This window comes from Halomonas sp. ABH4_019, assembly GCF_056159885.1.
Genome location: NZ_JBSWWC010000004.1, coordinates 424,398 through 440,017, shown reverse-complemented (window position 1 = coordinate 440,017; position 15,620 = coordinate 424,398). Strand labels below are relative to the sequence as shown.

The window sequence follows — 15,620 nt, the reverse complement described above, 5'->3', positions numbered from 1 at the left end:
GGGCCGACCCCCGCCGCCCCTGAGCGGTGATGCCACGCAGGGCCGAGCCCCGCCGGATGCGCTCCGGCGGGGCTCGCGCGCGAAGGCCCTCCCGTTCCCGCGCTTTCGTCGCCCTCGGCCGCTCGCATCGCTACCAAGGCGCGGCGAGGCTGATAGAATGCCGCGCGATCGCTTGCCCGAAACCCGGGACGATCGCCGTTGGACAGGCCGTCGGGTGCCCGAGCGCGCCTGGCCAGCGGCAATCGCCCCGCCGATGACCCGGAGTCCTGACATGAGTGACCCTACGGCGGCCGCCGTTTCCCCGGCCGAATCCCCCCTGCGCACCCTGGTGGTCGGCGCCCAGATGCTGTTCGTGGCCTTCGGCTCGCTGGTGCTGGTGCCGCTGCTGACCGGCCTGGATCCCAACGTCGCGCTGTTCACCGCCGGCCTCGGCACCCTGGTGTTCCACGCCGTGACCCGCAACAGCGTGCCGGTGTTCCTGGCCTCGTCGTTCGCCTTCATCGCGCCGATCCAGGGCTCGGTGGCGAGCTTCGGCGTCTCGGCGACCCTCGGCGGGCTGCTGGCCGCCGGCGTGGTCTACGTGCTGATCTCCCAGCTGGTTCGCCTCAAGGGCACCGTCTGGCTGCATCACCTGCTGCCGCCGGTGGTGGTGGGGCCGGTGATCATGGTGATCGGCCTGGCCCTGGCGCCGGTGGCGGTGGACATGGCCACCGGCGGCACCAGCGAAGCCATCGGTTATGGACGCGCCATGGTGCTGTCCATGGCCAGCCTGCTGGTCACCCTGGTGCTGGCGGTGTTCGGCCGCGGCCTGATCCGGCTGATCCCGATCCTCGGCGGCATCGCCACCGGCTACGCGCTGGCCGCGCTGATGGGCGTGGTGGATTATTCCCCGGTGCGCGAGGCGGCCTGGCTGGCGCTGCCCGAGTTCGTCACGCCGAGCTTTCACTGGGCGGCGGTGCTGTTCATGATCCCGGTGGCCATTGCGCCGGCGGTGGAGCACATCGGCGACATGATCGCCATCGGCTCGGTGACCCGCCGCAACTACCTGGACAAGCCCGGCCTGCATCGCACCCTGCTGGGCGACGGTCTGGCCACCTGTACGGCGTCGCTGTTCGGCGGCCCGCCCAACACCACCTACTCCGAGGTCACCGGCGCGGTGACCCTGACCCGGGCCTTCAATCCGCGGATCATGGTGGTCACCGCGGTGATCGCCGTGCTGCTGTCGTTCCTCGGCAAGCTCGGCGCCGTGCTGCAGACCATTCCCGGGCCAGTGATGGGCGGCATCATGACGCTGCTGTTCGGTTCCATCGCGGTGGTCGGCATGAACACCCTGGTGCGCGCCGGCAAGCCGCTGACCGCGCCGCGCAATCTGGTGGTGGTGTCGCTGATCCTGGTGTTCGGCATCGGCGGCATGCAGCTCGGCGGCGGCCAGTTCACCCTGCAGGGCGTCGGCCTCGCGGCCCTGGTGGGCATCCTGCTCAATGCCATCCTGCCGAGGGCCGACGAGGACTGATTCGCAGACGAGGCGAGGGGCGCCTCGGGGGTTGGCAAAGCGGTCGCATGGGTCTACATTTTATAGAAATGTAGAAATTCACACGGAGCGCCCCCATGAGCCAGATCACCCCCATGACCTGGGACGACCCCTTTCGCCTCGTCGACCAGCTCGACGGCGACGAGCGGCTGGTGCAGCAGACCGCCCACGACTACTGCCAGGAGCAGCTGCTGCCCCGGGTGCTGGAGGCCAATCGGCACGAGCGCTTCGATCGCGAGATCATGACCGAGATGGGCGCGCTCGGCCTGCTGGGGGCCACCCTCGAGGGCTACGGCTGCGCCGGCATGAGCTACGTCGGCTACGGGCTGATCGCCCGCGAGGTCGAGCGGGTCGATTCCGGCTATCGCAGCGCCATGAGCGTGCAATCCAGCCTGGTGATGTACCCGATCCATGCCTTCGGCAGCGAGGCCCAGAAGGAGCGCTACCTGCCGAAGCTGGCCAGCGGCGAGTGGGTCGGCGCCTTCGGCCTCACCGAACCCGATCACGGCTCCGACCCCGGCGCCATGTCGACCCGGGCCGTGCGCACCGAGGGCGGCTGGCGGCTCAACGGTACCAAGACCTGGATCACCAATGCGCCGATCGCCGATGTCTTCGTGGTCTGGGCGCGGGACGAGGAGGGCGTGATCCGCGGCTTCGTGCTGGAGCAGGGCATGGCCGGGCTCTCGGCGCCCAAGATCGAGGGCAAGTTCAGCCTGCGGGCCTCGACCACCGGCCAGATCGCCCTGCAGGACGTGGAGGTCGGCGACGAGGCGCGGCTGCCCGGCGTCACCGGCCTGAAGGGCCCGTTCTCCTGCCTGAATCGCGCCCGCTACGGCATCGCCTGGGGCAGCATGGGCGCCGCCGAGGCCTGCTGGCACGCCGCCCGGCACTATACCCTGGAGCGTGAGCAGTTCGGCCGCCCGCTGGCCGCCAACCAGCTGATCCAGAAGAAGCTCGCCGACATGCAGACCGAGATCGCGCTCGGGCTGCAGGCCGCGCTGAGGGTGGGGCGGATGATCGACGCCGGCCAACTGGTGCCCGAGACCATCTCGCTGATCAAGCGCAACAATTGCGGCAAGGCGCTGGACATCGCCCGCACGGCGCGCGACATGCACGGCGGCAACGGCATCAGCGACGAGTACCACGTGATCCGTCACGTCATGAACCTCGAGGCGGTCAATACCTACGAGGGCACCCATGACATCCATGCGCTGATCCTGGGGCGGGCGCAGACCGGCCTCCAGGCGTTCACCGGCTGACACAGGCCTCTGCGATGGCTTGACGCCGGAATAGCTCCGAGAGCAGGGAGATCACAATGAGCGGACCGCTGGACGGCGTGGTGGTGCTGGACCTGTCCCGGGTGCTGGCCGGGCCCTGGGCCGGACAGCTGCTGGCCGACCTGGGCGCCCGGGTGATCAAGGTCGAGCACCCCGAGCGCGGCGACGACACCCGCGGCTGGGGCCCGCCCTGGCTCGGTGACGAGGGCGATGCCGAGCGGCTGGCCGCCTACTACCTGTGCGCCAACCGCGGCAAGCAGTCGCTGGCCGTGGATATCGCCACCGAGCAGGGGCAGGCGCTGATACGACGCCTGGCCGCCGGGGCCGATGTGCTGCTGGAAAACTTCAAGGTCGGCGGCCTGGCCCGCTACGGGCTCGACCATGCCAGCCTCAAGGACGTCAACCCGCGCCTGATCGGCTGCTCGATCACCGGTTTCGGCCAGGACGGCCCCTATGCCCATCGGGCCGGCTACGACTTCATGATCCAGGCCCTGGGCGGACTGATGAGCCTGACCGGCGAGCCGGAGGGCATGCCGATGAAGGCCGGGGTGGCGATCACCGATGTGATGACCGGCCTCTATGCCGCCATCGGCGTGCTGGCGGCACTGTACGAGCGGCGGCAGGGTGGGGCGGGGCACCGGGAGACGGGGCGGCATATCGACGTGGCGCTGCTCGACGTCCAGGTGGCGACCCTGGCCAACCAGGCGCTCAATGCTCTGGTGACGGGAGAGAGCCCCGAGCGCCACGGCAATGCCCATCCCAATATCGTGCCCTACCAGGCCTTCGCCTGCGCCGACGGCCACCTGGTGTTGACGGTGGGCAACGACGCCCAGTTCGCGCGCCTGGCCGAGCTGCTCGGCCACCCGGCATGGGCCGAGGACCCGGCTTTCGCCACCAATGCCGCCCGAGTCGCCCAGCGTGATCGCCTGGTGCCGAGGATCGCCGAGGTCCTGCGGACCCGCAGGCGCGATGCCTGGCTCGCCGAGCTCGAGGCGCGCGGCATTCCCGCCGGGCCGATCAATACCGTCCGCGAGGCCTTCGCCGACCCCCAGGTGTGCCACCGTGGCCTGCAGCGCACCCTCGACGGCGTCGACGGCCGCCGCCTGCCCCAGGTCGCCAACCCGCTGCGCTTCGACGGCCGGAGCGCCACCAGCGACACGCCGCCGCCGACCCTCGGCCAGGACAGCGACGCCCTGCTCGCCGAGATGGGACTTTCCCCGGCGGATATCGCCCGGCTCAGAAGGGCGGGGGTGGTGAGGTAGTCCGAGCCGGGAGCGGCGCCTGGCAAGCCGGCCCGATAGTCGCGGGAGTCGGCGGGGCGGCACGACGGCGCCGCGGCTCGATAAGGGCAACCGCCGCTACGGTGGGCAGTCTCCCTGTCGTTCCTCGTTCCTAGTGTCCTGCATCGGAGGTTGACGGTAGAATTCTGGCGGCCCCTTGCGCCGCCATGCCGCGTTGCCACTCCTCGCCATAGCGCTGCTATGCCTCGTCGCGGCGCCTTGCCTGGCGACCCAATGCGCTCGCCATCTCTTCAACGAACCTCCGAAACAGGACACTAGCTTGTCAGCGCGGTGAGAAGCGACGATGGATGCCGGTCTCGGCGATCATCCGCGTGGAAATCTCCTCCACCGAGAAGCGCGTGGTGTCGATGAAGGGAATGTGCAGGCGCCGGTAGAGGGCCTCGGCCTGTTCGACCTCCTGGACGCACTGGTCCATGGAGCTGTAGCGGCTGTTGGGCCGGCGTTCGTGACGAATCGCCGCCAGTCGCCGCGGATCGATGGTCAGCCCGAACAGCTTGTGGCGGTGTCGAGCCAGGTCGCGGGGCAGCTTGAGGCTGCCGTTGTCGTCCAGGTCGTCCTCGGTGAAGGGGTAGTTGGCGGCGCGAATGCCGAACTGCAGGGCCAGGTAGAGCGAGGTCGGTGTCTTGCCACAGCGCGAGACGCCGACCAGGATGATGTCGGCCTGGTCGTACTGGTGCGTGCGTGCCCCATCGTCGTTGTCCAGCGCGAAATGCACCGAGTGGATGCGGTCCATGTAGACGTCGTCGCTGCCGATGGAGTGAGTGCGGCCCACGCTGTAGGAGGAGTGGGTGGCCAGTTCCTGCTCCAGGGGTTCGAGGAAGGTGGAGAAGATGTCGACCTGGAAGCCCGGGGCGCTGCGGATCACGTTGCGCACGTCCTGGTCGACGATGGTGTCGATGATGATCGGCGTCTCGCCGTCCTTCACCGCCGTGGCCTGGATGATCTCGACCAGGCGCTGGGCCTTGTCGACGCTGTCGATGTAGGGCTTGGTGAGCATGCGTATCTCGACGTTCTCGAACTGGGCCAGCAGGCTGCGGCCCAGGCTCTCGGCGGTGATGCCGGTGCCGTCGGAGATGAAGAAGGCGGTACGCGTCATGGGGTCGCTCGGGCTGTGAGGAATGGCCGTATTGTCGAGCCTGGCGGGGGGCGAGACAAGCCGCCGACTACAGGAAGGGGCGCGAATCGCGGTTTGTTGTAAAAAACCTCCAGTGACTTCGATGTTAGACCAATGGCGAATATGGCGAGCCGCTGGTAGAGTCGCCACCATCCCGTCATGACCGTATGCGTCATGCGTCTATTTGGTGCCGGTATCCAATTCCTAAGGGGGTCTCGTGGACGATTACATTCTGTGGTTCGATCAGCTGGGCATGGACGATGTCGAGCGAGTAGGGGGCAAGAATGCCTCGCTCGGCGAGATGATCTCCAACCTGGCCGGCGCCGGGGTCACCGTGCCCGGCGGCTTCGCCACCACCGCCCACGCCTACCGTGAGTTCCTGTCCCATGAAGGCCTCAACGAGCGCATCAACCAGGCGCTGGCCACCCTGGACGTGGACGACGTGACCGAACTGGCCCGGGTCGGCGCGCAGATCCGTCAGTGGGTGATCGACACCCCGCTGCCGCCGAGCTTCGAGGCCGCCCTGCGCGAGAGCTACGAGCAGCTGCAGGCCAAGCACCCCAACCTCAAGGTGGCGGTGCGCAGCTCGGCCACCGCCGAGGACCTGCCCGACGCCTCCTTCGCCGGCCAGCAGGAGACCTTCCTCAACATCGAGGGCTTCGACAACATCAAGCGTGCCGTGCACGAGGTGTTCGCCTCGCTGTTCAATGACCGCGCGATCTCCTACCGGGTGCACCGCGGCTATGCCCACGAGAACGTGGCGCTGTCCGCCGGCATCCAGAAGATGGTGCGCTCCGAGACTGGCGCCTCCGGCGTGATGTTCACCCTGGACACCGAGTCCGGCTACCGTGACGCGGTCTTCGTCACCGCCTCCTGGGGCCTCGGCGAGACGGTCGTGCAGGGCGCGGTCAACCCCGACGAGTTCTACGTCCACAAGCCGACCCTGGCCGCCGGCCGCCCGGCGGTGCTGCGCCGCAACCTGGGCTCCAAGCTGATCAAGATGGTCTACACCGCCGACGCCAGCGCCGGCAAGTCGGTCGAGACCGTCGACGTGCCGCTGGCCGACCGGGCCCGCTTCAGCATCGACGACGACCAGGTCATGGCGCTGGCGCGCCAGGCGGTGATCATCGAGCAGCACTACGGCCGCCCCATGGACATCGAATGGGCCCTCGACGGCGACGACGGGGCGCTCTATATCGTCCAGGCGCGCCCCGAGACCGTGGTCTCCCAGCAGGAAGGCGGCAAGCTCGAGCGCTTCCAGCTCAAGGAGAAGGGCCGCACCCTGGTGACCGGCCGGGCCATCGGCCAGCGCATCGGCAGCGGCACGGTCAAGGTCGTGCATAGCCCCGACGACATGGACAAGATCCATGCCGGCGACGTGCTGGTCACCGACATGACCGATCCGGACTGGGAGCCGGTGATGAAGCGCGCCTCGGCCATCGTCACCAACCGCGGCGGGCGCACCTGCCACGCGGCGATCATCGCCCGCGAGCTGGGCATCCCGGCGGTGGTGGGCTGCGGCGACGCCACCGAGGCGCTGGCCGACGGCCGCGACGTCACCGTGTCCTGCGCCGAGGGCGACACCGGCCACGTCTACGACGGCCTGCTGGCGTTCGACCGCAACGTCACCAGCGTCGATGCCATGCCCGAGATTCCCTTCAAGATCATGATGAACGTCGGCAACCCGGACCGCGCCTTCAGCTTCGCCGGCCTGCCCAACGCCGGCGTCGGCCTGGCGCGCCTCGAGTTCATCATCAACCGCATGATCGGCGTGCACCCCAAGGCGCTGCTCGACTACGCCACCCTGCCCACCGACCTGCAGCAGACCATCGACGTACGCACCGCCGGCTACGACGATCCGGTCAGCTTCTACGTCGACAAGCTGGTCGAGGGCATCGCCACCCTGGCGGCGTCCTTCTACCCGCAGCGGGTCATCGTGCGGCTCTCGGACTTCAAGTCCAACGAGTACGAGAACCTGATCGGCGGCAAGCTGTACGAGCCGGGCGAAGAGAACCCGATGCTGGGCTTCCGCGGCGCCTCGCGCTACCTCTCCGAGGACTTCCAGGCCTGCTTCGAGCTGGAGTGCCGCGCGATCAAGCGGGTTCGCGAGCAGATGGGCCTCGACAACGTCGAGATCATGGTGCCCTTCGTGCGCACCACCGAAGAGGCGAGCGGCGTCATCGACCTGCTGGCCGCCAACGGCCTCAAGCGCGGCGAGAATGGCCTCAAGGTCATCATGATGTGCGAGCTGCCGGCCAACGCCCTGCTGGCCGACGAGTTCCTCGAGTACTTCGACGGCTTCTCCATCGGCTCCAACGACCTGACCCAGCTGACCCTGGGCCTCGACCGGGATTCCGGCATCGTCGCCGGCCTCTTCGAGGAGCGCAATCCAGCGGTCAAGAAGCTGCTGTCCATGGCGATCCAGGCCTGCAAGGCCCAGGGCAAGTACGTGGGCATCTGCGGCCAGGGGCCGTCGGACCACCCGGACCTGGCCAAGTGGCTGATGGAGCAGGGTATCGATTCCGTATCCCTGAACCCGGACGCGGTGCTGGAGACATGGTTCATGCTGGCCGGCGAGACGCTGGACTGACGCGAGCGCTGCCACGCCATCGACACGACACCCGGGCCCGGCCCGGGTGTCGTCGTTATGGCCTTGTCCCCGTCGGCCCGGCGGGTCCCGCCCGGCTCGGTGGACGCCTTCCGGGGCCGTCGAGGCCCGGGATCGCGGTACCCAGGGGCGGCGGCCTTTGGCATCATGGCCGGCCGATCTTTCACGAGGAGCCGCCCCATGGCGTATTTTCTGGTAATGGGCGGCCTGGCGCTGGCGGTCTGCTTCACCCTCGGCTGGGGGCTGTGGCGGCTGGCCCGCGGGGTCTTCGCCCGCCTGCCGCGGCGGCGTCCGGCCTCGGCACGCCGCGGCGACCGTACCAAGCCCCGCCGCGGTAGCGCCGCGCCGCGCCGCGCCGCCGCCGGGCGTCGTGCCGCCGCGTCGCCGTCATCCCCCTGGGCGCTGACCCGTGGCCTGGCCCGGCTGCGCGGGGCCTGGCCGCTGGCCCTGCTGGCCTGTGCGCTCTACGCTGGTGCCCAGCTGGTCGCCCATGGCATGGCGGCCCGCCCGCGCCCGGCGCCCGGCGCCTTCCTGCGCCTGGTCGATGTCCTCGGCTGGGGCGCCGCCGGCCTGCTGGGCATGGCGCTGCTCGGGCTGTTGGCCGCCTGGCGATGTCGGCGTTGAAGCGATATCGCCTATGCTGGGGAGGCGATCGCCTTCGTCACGGGAGCCACGGCCATGGAGAGATATTCCCCGCCAACCAGCCGACGCCTGGGGCAGGCGGCCCTGGGAGCCCTGATGGTGCTGCTGTCGACGCCGGGCGGCGCCGAGTCCTCGTTCCAGTACCAGCGCCCCGACGCGCTCTCCGGCCAGGCCGGCGAGGAGTCAGCGCCGTCGGCGGTGGCCGGCGAATCCTTCGCCATCGCCACGCCGCATCCCCTGGCCACCGACGCCGGCCGCCAGGTCCTGGCGGCAGGCGGGGCGGCCATCGATGCCGCCGTCGCCGCGCAGATGGTGCTGTCCCTGGTAGCGCCCCAGTCCTCCGGTCTCGGTGGCGGTGGCTTCCTGATGCTCTACGACGGGGAGCGGGTGCGGGCCTTCGACGGCCGTGAGAAGGCGCCCTCGGAGGTGGAGGAGACGCTGTTCATGGATGGGGAGGGCGAGCCGCTGGCCTTTGCGACGGCCGCCTCCAGCGGTCGTGCCGTCGGCGTGCCGGGCATGCTGCGGATGCTGGCGGCGGCCCACGACGCCCATGGCAGCCTGGACTGGGCGAGCCTCATCGCGCCGGCCATCGCGCTGGCCCGGCGGGGCGTCCCGGTGAGCCAGCCGCTGCACCGGGCGCTGTCGGCGGTCCCCGAGCTCGCCGACGACGGGGCGGCGGCCGCGCTCTATTTCACGGAAGCGGGCGAGCCTCTGGCCGCGGGGCAGACCCTGACCAATCCCGCCCTGGCGGCGATCCTCGAGCGGGTCGCCGAGCAGGGCAGTTCGGCGCTGCATACCGGCCCCGTCGCCGAGGACCTGGTGGCCCGGGTCCAGGGGCATCCCGACCTGCCGGGCGCACTGGCCCTCGAGGACCTCGCCACCTATGTCGCCGAACAGCGCGAACCGCTCTGCGCCCCCTGGCGACGCTGGCGCGTCTGCGGCTTCCCCCCGCCGGCCTCCGGCCACCTGTCCGTCATGCAGATCCTCGGCATCCTCGACCACCTGCCCCCGCTGGAGGCGGCGCTGGACGACGAGCGGCCCACGGCGGCCTGGCTTCACCGCCTCGTCGAGGCCTCGCGGCTGGCGCGCGCCGATCGCGACCGCTACGTCGCCGATCCGGCGTTCGTCGATCCGCCGGGGGACGAGTGGTCGACGCTGGTGGCCGACGACTACCTGGCCGCTCGCGCCGACCTCATCGGCGAGCGGCGGCTGGACGATGACCGGGCCAAGGCCGGCAATCCGGTCACGCCGTCGAGCGCCTGGGCCATGCCCCCCGGCCAGCCGGAGCCCGGCACCAGCCATCTCAGCGTCATCGACGGCGAGGGCCGGGCCGTGTCCATGACCACCTCGATCGGCCAGGCCTTCGGCGCCCGACTGCTGGCCGATGGAGGCACCGGAAAGCCCGGCGGCTACCTGCTGAACAGCGGCCTGGCCGATTTCTCCCTGCGGCCGTCGAACGACCAGGGCACGCCCTTCGCCAACCGGGCCGCCGCCGGCAAGCGGCCGCGCTCGAGCATGAGTCCGACCCTGGTCTTCGAACGGGAGAGCGGCGATCTGGTGGCGAGCCTGGGGGCGGCCGGCGGCGCCGACATCGTCCCGTATCTCGCCACGACCCTGGTGGCCCTGCTGGCCTGGGAGCTCGAACCGGCGGCGGCCATCGGCGTGCCGCATGCGGTCATCCGCGACGGGGGCATCCGCCTCGAGGCGGAGGGCTATCCCCAGGCGGTGCACGCGGCCCTCGCCGAGCGGGGGCATGAGGTCGAGGCCGGCGAGCTGGCCAGCGGCCTGCAGGTCCTGCGGCGCGACGGGGACGGCCTGGCCGGGGCCAGCGACCCGCGGGCCGGCGGTGCCGCGGGCGGCGACTGACGGGGCGTCATTCGCGCAGCCAGTTGCGCAGCTTGACCAGCATCAGGGCGCCGTCGCCGAGGCGGTGGCGTTCGGCGATCAGCGCCGCCAGACGGTCCGGGCGGTCGGTGATGATGCCGTCCACGCCGAGGTCGATGAGCCGCGACATGCGCGCCCGGTCGTTGATGGTCCAGGCATGCAGCCGGTAGCCATAGTGGTGAGCGCGGCGTACCTCGTCGGCATCGATCCGGTTGTGGCGCAGGGCCAGGGCATCGAAGCCGCGTCGCGGCAGGGTGCCGCGCATCACCAGCTGGGCGAGCAGGATGGTGCGGGCCCGGGGCGCCTGGCGCTCGATCTCGGCGAGCAGCGGGTAGGCCTGGGTCGCCAGGGCCACTCTCGCCAGCACGTCGGGCTCGCCGCAGGCGGCTCGCCGGATGCCGTCGGGGGCGCGCTCGCGACAGGCCAGCCGGGCCTGGCGCTCTTCGGCCAGGACGTCGAGCACCCGTCGCACCAGGAGGTCGCCGTTGCCCGTCGTCGGCTTGAGCTCGATCATCAGGCCGGCGCGGCCGCGTGTCCGCACCAGCGCCTCGTCGAGCCCGGCAATCCGCGTGCCCACGAAGGGGTCGCCGAACCAGCTGCCCACGTCCACGGCGGCGAGGCTGGCGCGATCGAGTTCGGCGATGCGTCGCCGGTCGCCGGCGAGCCGGGCCAGGCTGCTGTCGTGGTGAAGCACCACCTGGTGGTCGGCGGTCAGGCGGGCATCGACCTCGATGAGGTCGGCGCCGTCGACGATGGCCTGGTCGATGGCCGCCAGGGTGTTCTCCGGGGCCTTCAGCGAGCTGCCGCGGTGGGCGATGATCGCCACCTCCTCGCGCAGCTCGAAGCGATGGACGATCAGCCAGGCCTGGCCGATCGCGAACAGCACCACCGCGAGTTCCACGGCCCAGGCCAGCCGGCCCGAGTGGGTGCCGGGAGGCGGCGCCGGCGGCCTGGGCTCGCGATGGGCCAGGCGCAGGTAGAGGCAGGCACCCATCAGGGCGTTGGCCGCGATGCCCAGGAAGGTGATGGCCAGCGTGACCAGCACGTAGAGCCCCACGTAGCCGAGCATGGCCGGGACCAGCACCGCCTGGCGGTCGGGCAGGTTCCCGAGCAGGGGCGTGAAGAGCGCGTCGAAGGCCAGGCTGGCGGCGAGCGGCAGGGCGAGGATCGCCGCCAGCAGTACCAGGATCGACAGGGCGATGCCGCGCCCGCGACCGCGGGTCAGGTCGAGGCTGCGGGCCAGGGCGCGACGGGGCGAGGCCTCCTCGAGGATCAGCACCGGCAGGGCCAGGTGCCAGCGGGTGTAGAGGGTGGCGGCGGCCGTCGCCCAGAGCAGCGTCAAGGGCAGGGCGGCGGCCAGGAAGCCCCAGAACGCCGGCGGACGCACCTGCTGGACATAGTAGGCGTCCAGGTGGCCGAGCATCAGCCCGTGCAGCCCCACCAGGGCCAGCGCCAGCGGCAGCGCCAGCAGCAGCTGGCTGCCGACCTGCAGGACCACCAGGCCGGACAGCGCCGGCAGTCGTCTCAAGCAGCCCCACAGGGCTTCGAAGGCCAGGCGCACGTGGTGGTCCCGCGGCCGCACCGCGACCAGGGTCATGCCGGCCTGCTGCAGGTAGAGCAGCAGGAAGATGATGCCCAGGGCGGCCAGCAGCCAGGCCTGGCCGCCCGGCGTCAGCAGGATCTCGAGCAGCGCCGCCGGGGAGAGCAGCGGCCGGCCGAAGCGGCCGAGCAGGTGGGCGAGTGCCCAGCCCGCCGCCGGCAGCAGCAGGCTCGAGGCCAGCAGGGTGAAGAACAGGTGGTAGGCGACGAGCGGACGCAGATGGTCACGCAGGCTGCGCAGCACGTCGCCACCGAGCGTGGTCAGGGACAGCATGGACGCCTTGGGGCCGAAGTCATGCGCCTAGCCTGGCATCGTCGCGGCCGGGGCGGCAAGCCGCCGCCGAGGCGGGCTCAGTCCAGGTTCAGGCGCTGGTCGGCCACCAGGATGCCGTTGTTGTCGGCGTAGAGCCATTGCCCCGGCGAGACGGTCACCCCGGCGAAGCCGACCGGCACGTCGCGCTGGCCCTCGCCGTGCTTCTCGCTCTTGCGCGGGTGGGCGCCGAGCGCCTGGATGCCGAGCTCGGTCTCGGCGAGCTCGTCGACGTCGCGCACGCAGCCGTACATCACGATGCCGGCCCAGCCGTTGCCGGCGGCCTGTTCGGCCAGCATGTCGCCGAGCATGGCGCAGCGGGTCGAGCCGCCGGCGTCGACCACCAGCACGGCGCCGTCCCCCGGCTCGTTGACGGCCTGCCTGACCAGCGAGTTGTCCTCGAAGCACTTGACGGTGCGCACCGGGCCGAAGAAGGCCTCGAGGCCGCCGAAGTTGACGAAGATCGGCTCGAGCACGGCCACCTCGGGGTAGGCGTCGCAGAGATCGGGGGTGACGATGGAGGTCATGACGGTGTCCTTGCGAGGAAACGAAGGGAAGGTCTCCGATCATGCCAGGCCCGGGCGTGGCGATGAAAGTCGGCGATGGTCGCAGGGGCGGCGAACGAAGCCGCGCATGAAAAAAAGCGCCCCGCCAGGGGCGGAGCGCTTCGGTCGTCGACGGCCCGCCGGGGCGGGCCTACGATGGTGCGAGCATCGGTGACGATGGCGGTGGTCAGGCTTCCTGAGCCACCGGGATCACGTTCGAGGCGGCCTTCTGGAATTCCTCGATCTCGTGGAAGTTCATGTAACGATAGATCTCGCCGGCCATGGCGTCGAACTCGCTCATGTAGCGACGATATTCGCTGACGCTCGGCAGGCGACCCTCCACGGCGGCCACGGCGGCGAGCTCCGCGGAGGCCAGGAAGACATCGGCGCCGTCGCCCAGGCGGTTGGGGAAGTTACGCGTGGAGGTGGAGACCACGGTGCTCTTGGCGGCGACGCGGGCCTGGTTGCCCATGCACAGCGAGCAGCCGGGCATCTCCATGCGTGCGCCGGCACGGCCGTAGATGCCGTAGTAGCCTTCCTCGGTCAGCTGGTGCTGGTCCATCTTGGTCGGCGGCGCCAGCCACAGCTTGGTCTTCAGGCTGCCCGCGGGCTGCTTCTCGAGCAGCTTGCCGGCGGCGCGGAAGTGGCCGATGTTGGTCATGCACGAGCCGATGAACACCTCGTCGATCTTCTCGCCGGCCACCTCGGAGAGCAGGCGGGCGTCGTCCGGATCGTTGGGGGCGCACAGCACCGGCTCGGCCAGCTGGTCGAGGTCGATCTCGATCACCTCGGCGTACTCGGCGTCCTTGTCGGCGCGCATCAGGCTCGGGTTCTCGAGCCACTCTTCCATGCCCTGGATGCGGCGCTCGATGGTGCGCTTGTCGCCGTAGCCGTTGGCGATCATCCACTTGAGCAGGGTGATGTTGGACTTCAGGTACTCGGCGACCGAGTCCTCGCCCAGGGTGATGGTGCAGCCCGCGGCGGAGCGCTCGGCGGAGGCGTCGGAGAGCTCGAAGGCCTGCTCGACGGTGAGGTCCTCGAGGCCCTCGATCTCCAGCACGCGGCCGGAGAAGGCGTTCTTCTTGCCGGACTTCTCGACTGTCAGCAGGCCCTGCTGAATGGCGTAATAGGGGATGGCGTGGACCAGGTCACGCAGGGTGACGCCGGGCTGACGCTGGCCCTTGAAGCGCACCAGCACCGATTCCGGCATGTCCAGCGGCATCACGCCGGTGGCGGCGGCGAAGGCCACCAGACCGGAGCCCGCCGGGAAGGAGATGCCCATCGGGAAGCGGGTGTGGGAGTCGCCGCCGGTGCCCACGGTGTCGGGCAGCAGCATGCGGTTCAGCCAGCTGTGGATGATGCCGTCGCCGGGGCGCAGCGAGACGCCGCCGCGGTTCATGATGAAGTCGGGAAGGGTGTGGTGGGTCTCCACGTCGACCGGCTTCGGATAGGCGCTGGTGTGGCAGAACGACTGCATCACCAGGTCGGCCTGGAAGCCCAGGCAGGCCAGGTCCTTGAGCTCGTCGCGGGTCATCGGGCCGGTGGTGTCCTGAGAGCCCACGGTGGTCATCTTCGGCTCGCAGTACATGCCCGGGCGAACGCCGTCCATGCCGCAGGCCTTGCCGACCATCTTCTGGGCCAGGGTGAAGCCCTTGTCGCTGTCGGCCGGCTGTTCGGGCAGGCGGAACACGTCGGACGGGGCCAGGCCCAGTGACTCGCGGGCCTTGGCGGTGAGGCCGCGGCCGATGATCAGCGGGATACGGCCGCCGGCACGGGCCTCGTCGAGCAGCAGCTGGGTCTTGAGCTCGAAGGTGGTCAGCACCTCGTCGGTGCCGTGGCGGCAGACCTTGCCTTCATACGGATAGACGTCGATCACGTCGCCCATCTCGAGCTTCTCGACGTCCATCTCGACCGGCAGGGCGCCGGAGTCTTCCATGGTGTTGAAGAAGATCGGGGCGATCTTGCCGCCGAAGCAGAAGCCGCCGGCGCGCTTGTTCGGCACGTTGGGAATGTCGTCACCGAAGAACCACAGCACGGAGTTGGTGGCGGACTTGCGCGAGGAGCCGGTGCCGACCACGTCGCCGACGTAGACGACCGGGTGGCCCTTGGCCTTCACTTCCTCGATCTGCTTGAGCGGGCCGGTGACGCCCGGCTCTTCCGGCTCGATGCCGTCGCGCGGATTCTTCAGCATGGCGTTGGCATGCAGCGGAATGTCCGGGCGCGACCAGGCATCCGGGGCCGGGGAGAGGTCGTCGGTGTTGGTCTCACCGGGCACCTTGAACACGGTCAGGGTGATCTTGTCGGCCAGCTTGGGCTTGGCGAGGAACCACTCGGCCTCGGCCCAGGACGCGATGATCTCCTTGGCCACGGCGTTGCCCGCCTTGGCGCGTTCTTCCACGTCGTGGAAGGCATCGAACATCAGCAGGGTGTGCTTGAGCTGCTCGCCCACTTCCTTGGCCAGCGAGTCGTCGTCCAGCAGCTCGACCAGCGAGGCGATGTTGTAGCCGCCCTGCATGGTGCCCAGCAGCTTCACGGCGTGGACGCGGTCGATCAGCGGGGACTCGGCCTCGCCCTTGGCGATGGCGGTCAGGAAGCCGGCCTTGACGTAGGCGGCCTCGTCGACCCCCGGGGGCACGCGGTTGGTCAGCAGGTCGAGGATGGCCTCTTCCTCGCCGGCGGGCGGGTTCTTCAGCAGCTCGACCAGCGCAGCCGTCTGCTCGGCGTTCAGCGGCTTCGGCGGAACGCCCGCCTGGGCGCGCTCCTCGACATGTTGGCGATAGGCTTCAAGCACGTGGTGGCCCTCATTGGT

The 15,620-nt window shown here is 70.1% G+C and carries 10 protein-coding genes; 6 read left to right on the top strand and 4 right to left on the bottom strand.

All coding sequences use genetic code 11. The annotated features are described in order from the left end of the window. Positions 1-271: 271 nt before the first annotated feature. The 3 genes from ACXAFN_RS17840 to ACXAFN_RS17830 all read left to right on the top strand — a co-directional run bounded on the left by ACXAFN_RS17840 (position 272) and on the right by ACXAFN_RS17830 (position 4,070). A complete protein-coding gene (locus ACXAFN_RS17840; RefSeq protein ID WP_474990964.1) occupies positions 272-1,513 on the top strand; it encodes a uracil-xanthine permease family protein in 1,242 nt (413 codons plus the stop codon). A gap of 95 nt (positions 1,514-1,608) precedes the next feature. Further along, entirely contained in the window at positions 1,609-2,790 is a 1,182-nt protein-coding gene (locus ACXAFN_RS17835; RefSeq protein ID WP_474990962.1) for an acyl-CoA dehydrogenase, read from the top strand. Between the two features lie 56 nt (positions 2,791-2,846). Continuing rightward, positions 2,847-4,070, top strand: a complete 1,224-nt coding sequence (locus tag ACXAFN_RS17830) for a CaiB/BaiF CoA transferase family protein (RefSeq protein ID WP_474990960.1) — start codon at positions 2,847-2,849, stop codon at positions 4,068-4,070. A gap of 301 nt (positions 4,071-4,371) precedes the next feature. Here ACXAFN_RS17830 and ppsR read toward each other — a convergent pair whose 3' ends face one another. Beyond that, positions 4,372-5,205 carry a posphoenolpyruvate synthetase regulatory kinase/phosphorylase PpsR gene (gene ppsR, locus ACXAFN_RS17825; RefSeq protein WP_474990958.1) on the bottom strand — a complete coding sequence of 278 codons (834 nt, stop codon included), beginning with the start codon at positions 5,203-5,205 and terminating at the stop codon, positions 4,372-4,374. Positions 5,206-5,440: 235 nt separating this feature from the next. Here ppsR and ppsA point away from each other — a divergent pair, with 235 nt between their 5' ends. From ppsA to ACXAFN_RS17810, 3 genes are all read left to right on the top strand, one after another. Beyond that, on the top strand, positions 5,441-7,813 hold the full coding sequence (gene ppsA / locus ACXAFN_RS17820) for a phosphoenolpyruvate synthase (protein ID WP_474990956.1): 2,373 nt from the start codon (positions 5,441-5,443) through the stop codon (positions 7,811-7,813). Positions 7,814-8,011: 198 nt separating this feature from the next. Beyond that, positions 8,012-8,455 (top strand): hypothetical protein, encoded by a 444-nt coding sequence (locus ACXAFN_RS17815; RefSeq protein WP_474990954.1) that lies wholly within the window; start codon positions 8,012-8,014, stop codon positions 8,453-8,455. 54 nt (positions 8,456-8,509) lie between these two features. Then, positions 8,510-10,339: a gamma-glutamyltransferase family protein gene (locus ACXAFN_RS17810; protein ID WP_474990952.1), complete on the top strand. Its 1,830-nt coding sequence runs from the start codon at positions 8,510-8,512 to the stop codon at positions 10,337-10,339. A 7-nt stretch (positions 10,340-10,346) separates the two neighbouring features. Here ACXAFN_RS17810 and ACXAFN_RS17805 read toward each other — a convergent pair whose 3' ends face one another. From ACXAFN_RS17805 to acnB, 3 genes are all read right to left on the bottom strand, one after another. Further along, entirely contained in the window at positions 10,347-12,230 is a 1,884-nt protein-coding gene (locus ACXAFN_RS17805; protein WP_474990950.1) for a glycerophosphodiester phosphodiesterase, read from the bottom strand. 77 nt (positions 12,231-12,307) lie between these two features. Then, positions 12,308-12,793: a ribonuclease E activity regulator RraA gene (gene rraA / locus ACXAFN_RS17800; protein WP_474990948.1), complete on the bottom strand. Its 486-nt coding sequence runs from the start codon at positions 12,791-12,793 to the stop codon at positions 12,308-12,310. 205 nt (positions 12,794-12,998) lie between these two features. Beyond that, a complete protein-coding gene (gene acnB, locus ACXAFN_RS17795) occupies positions 12,999-15,602 on the bottom strand; it encodes a bifunctional aconitate hydratase 2/2-methylisocitrate dehydratase (RefSeq protein ID WP_474990946.1) in 2,604 nt (867 codons plus the stop codon). Positions 15,603-15,620: the final 18 nt, after the last annotated feature.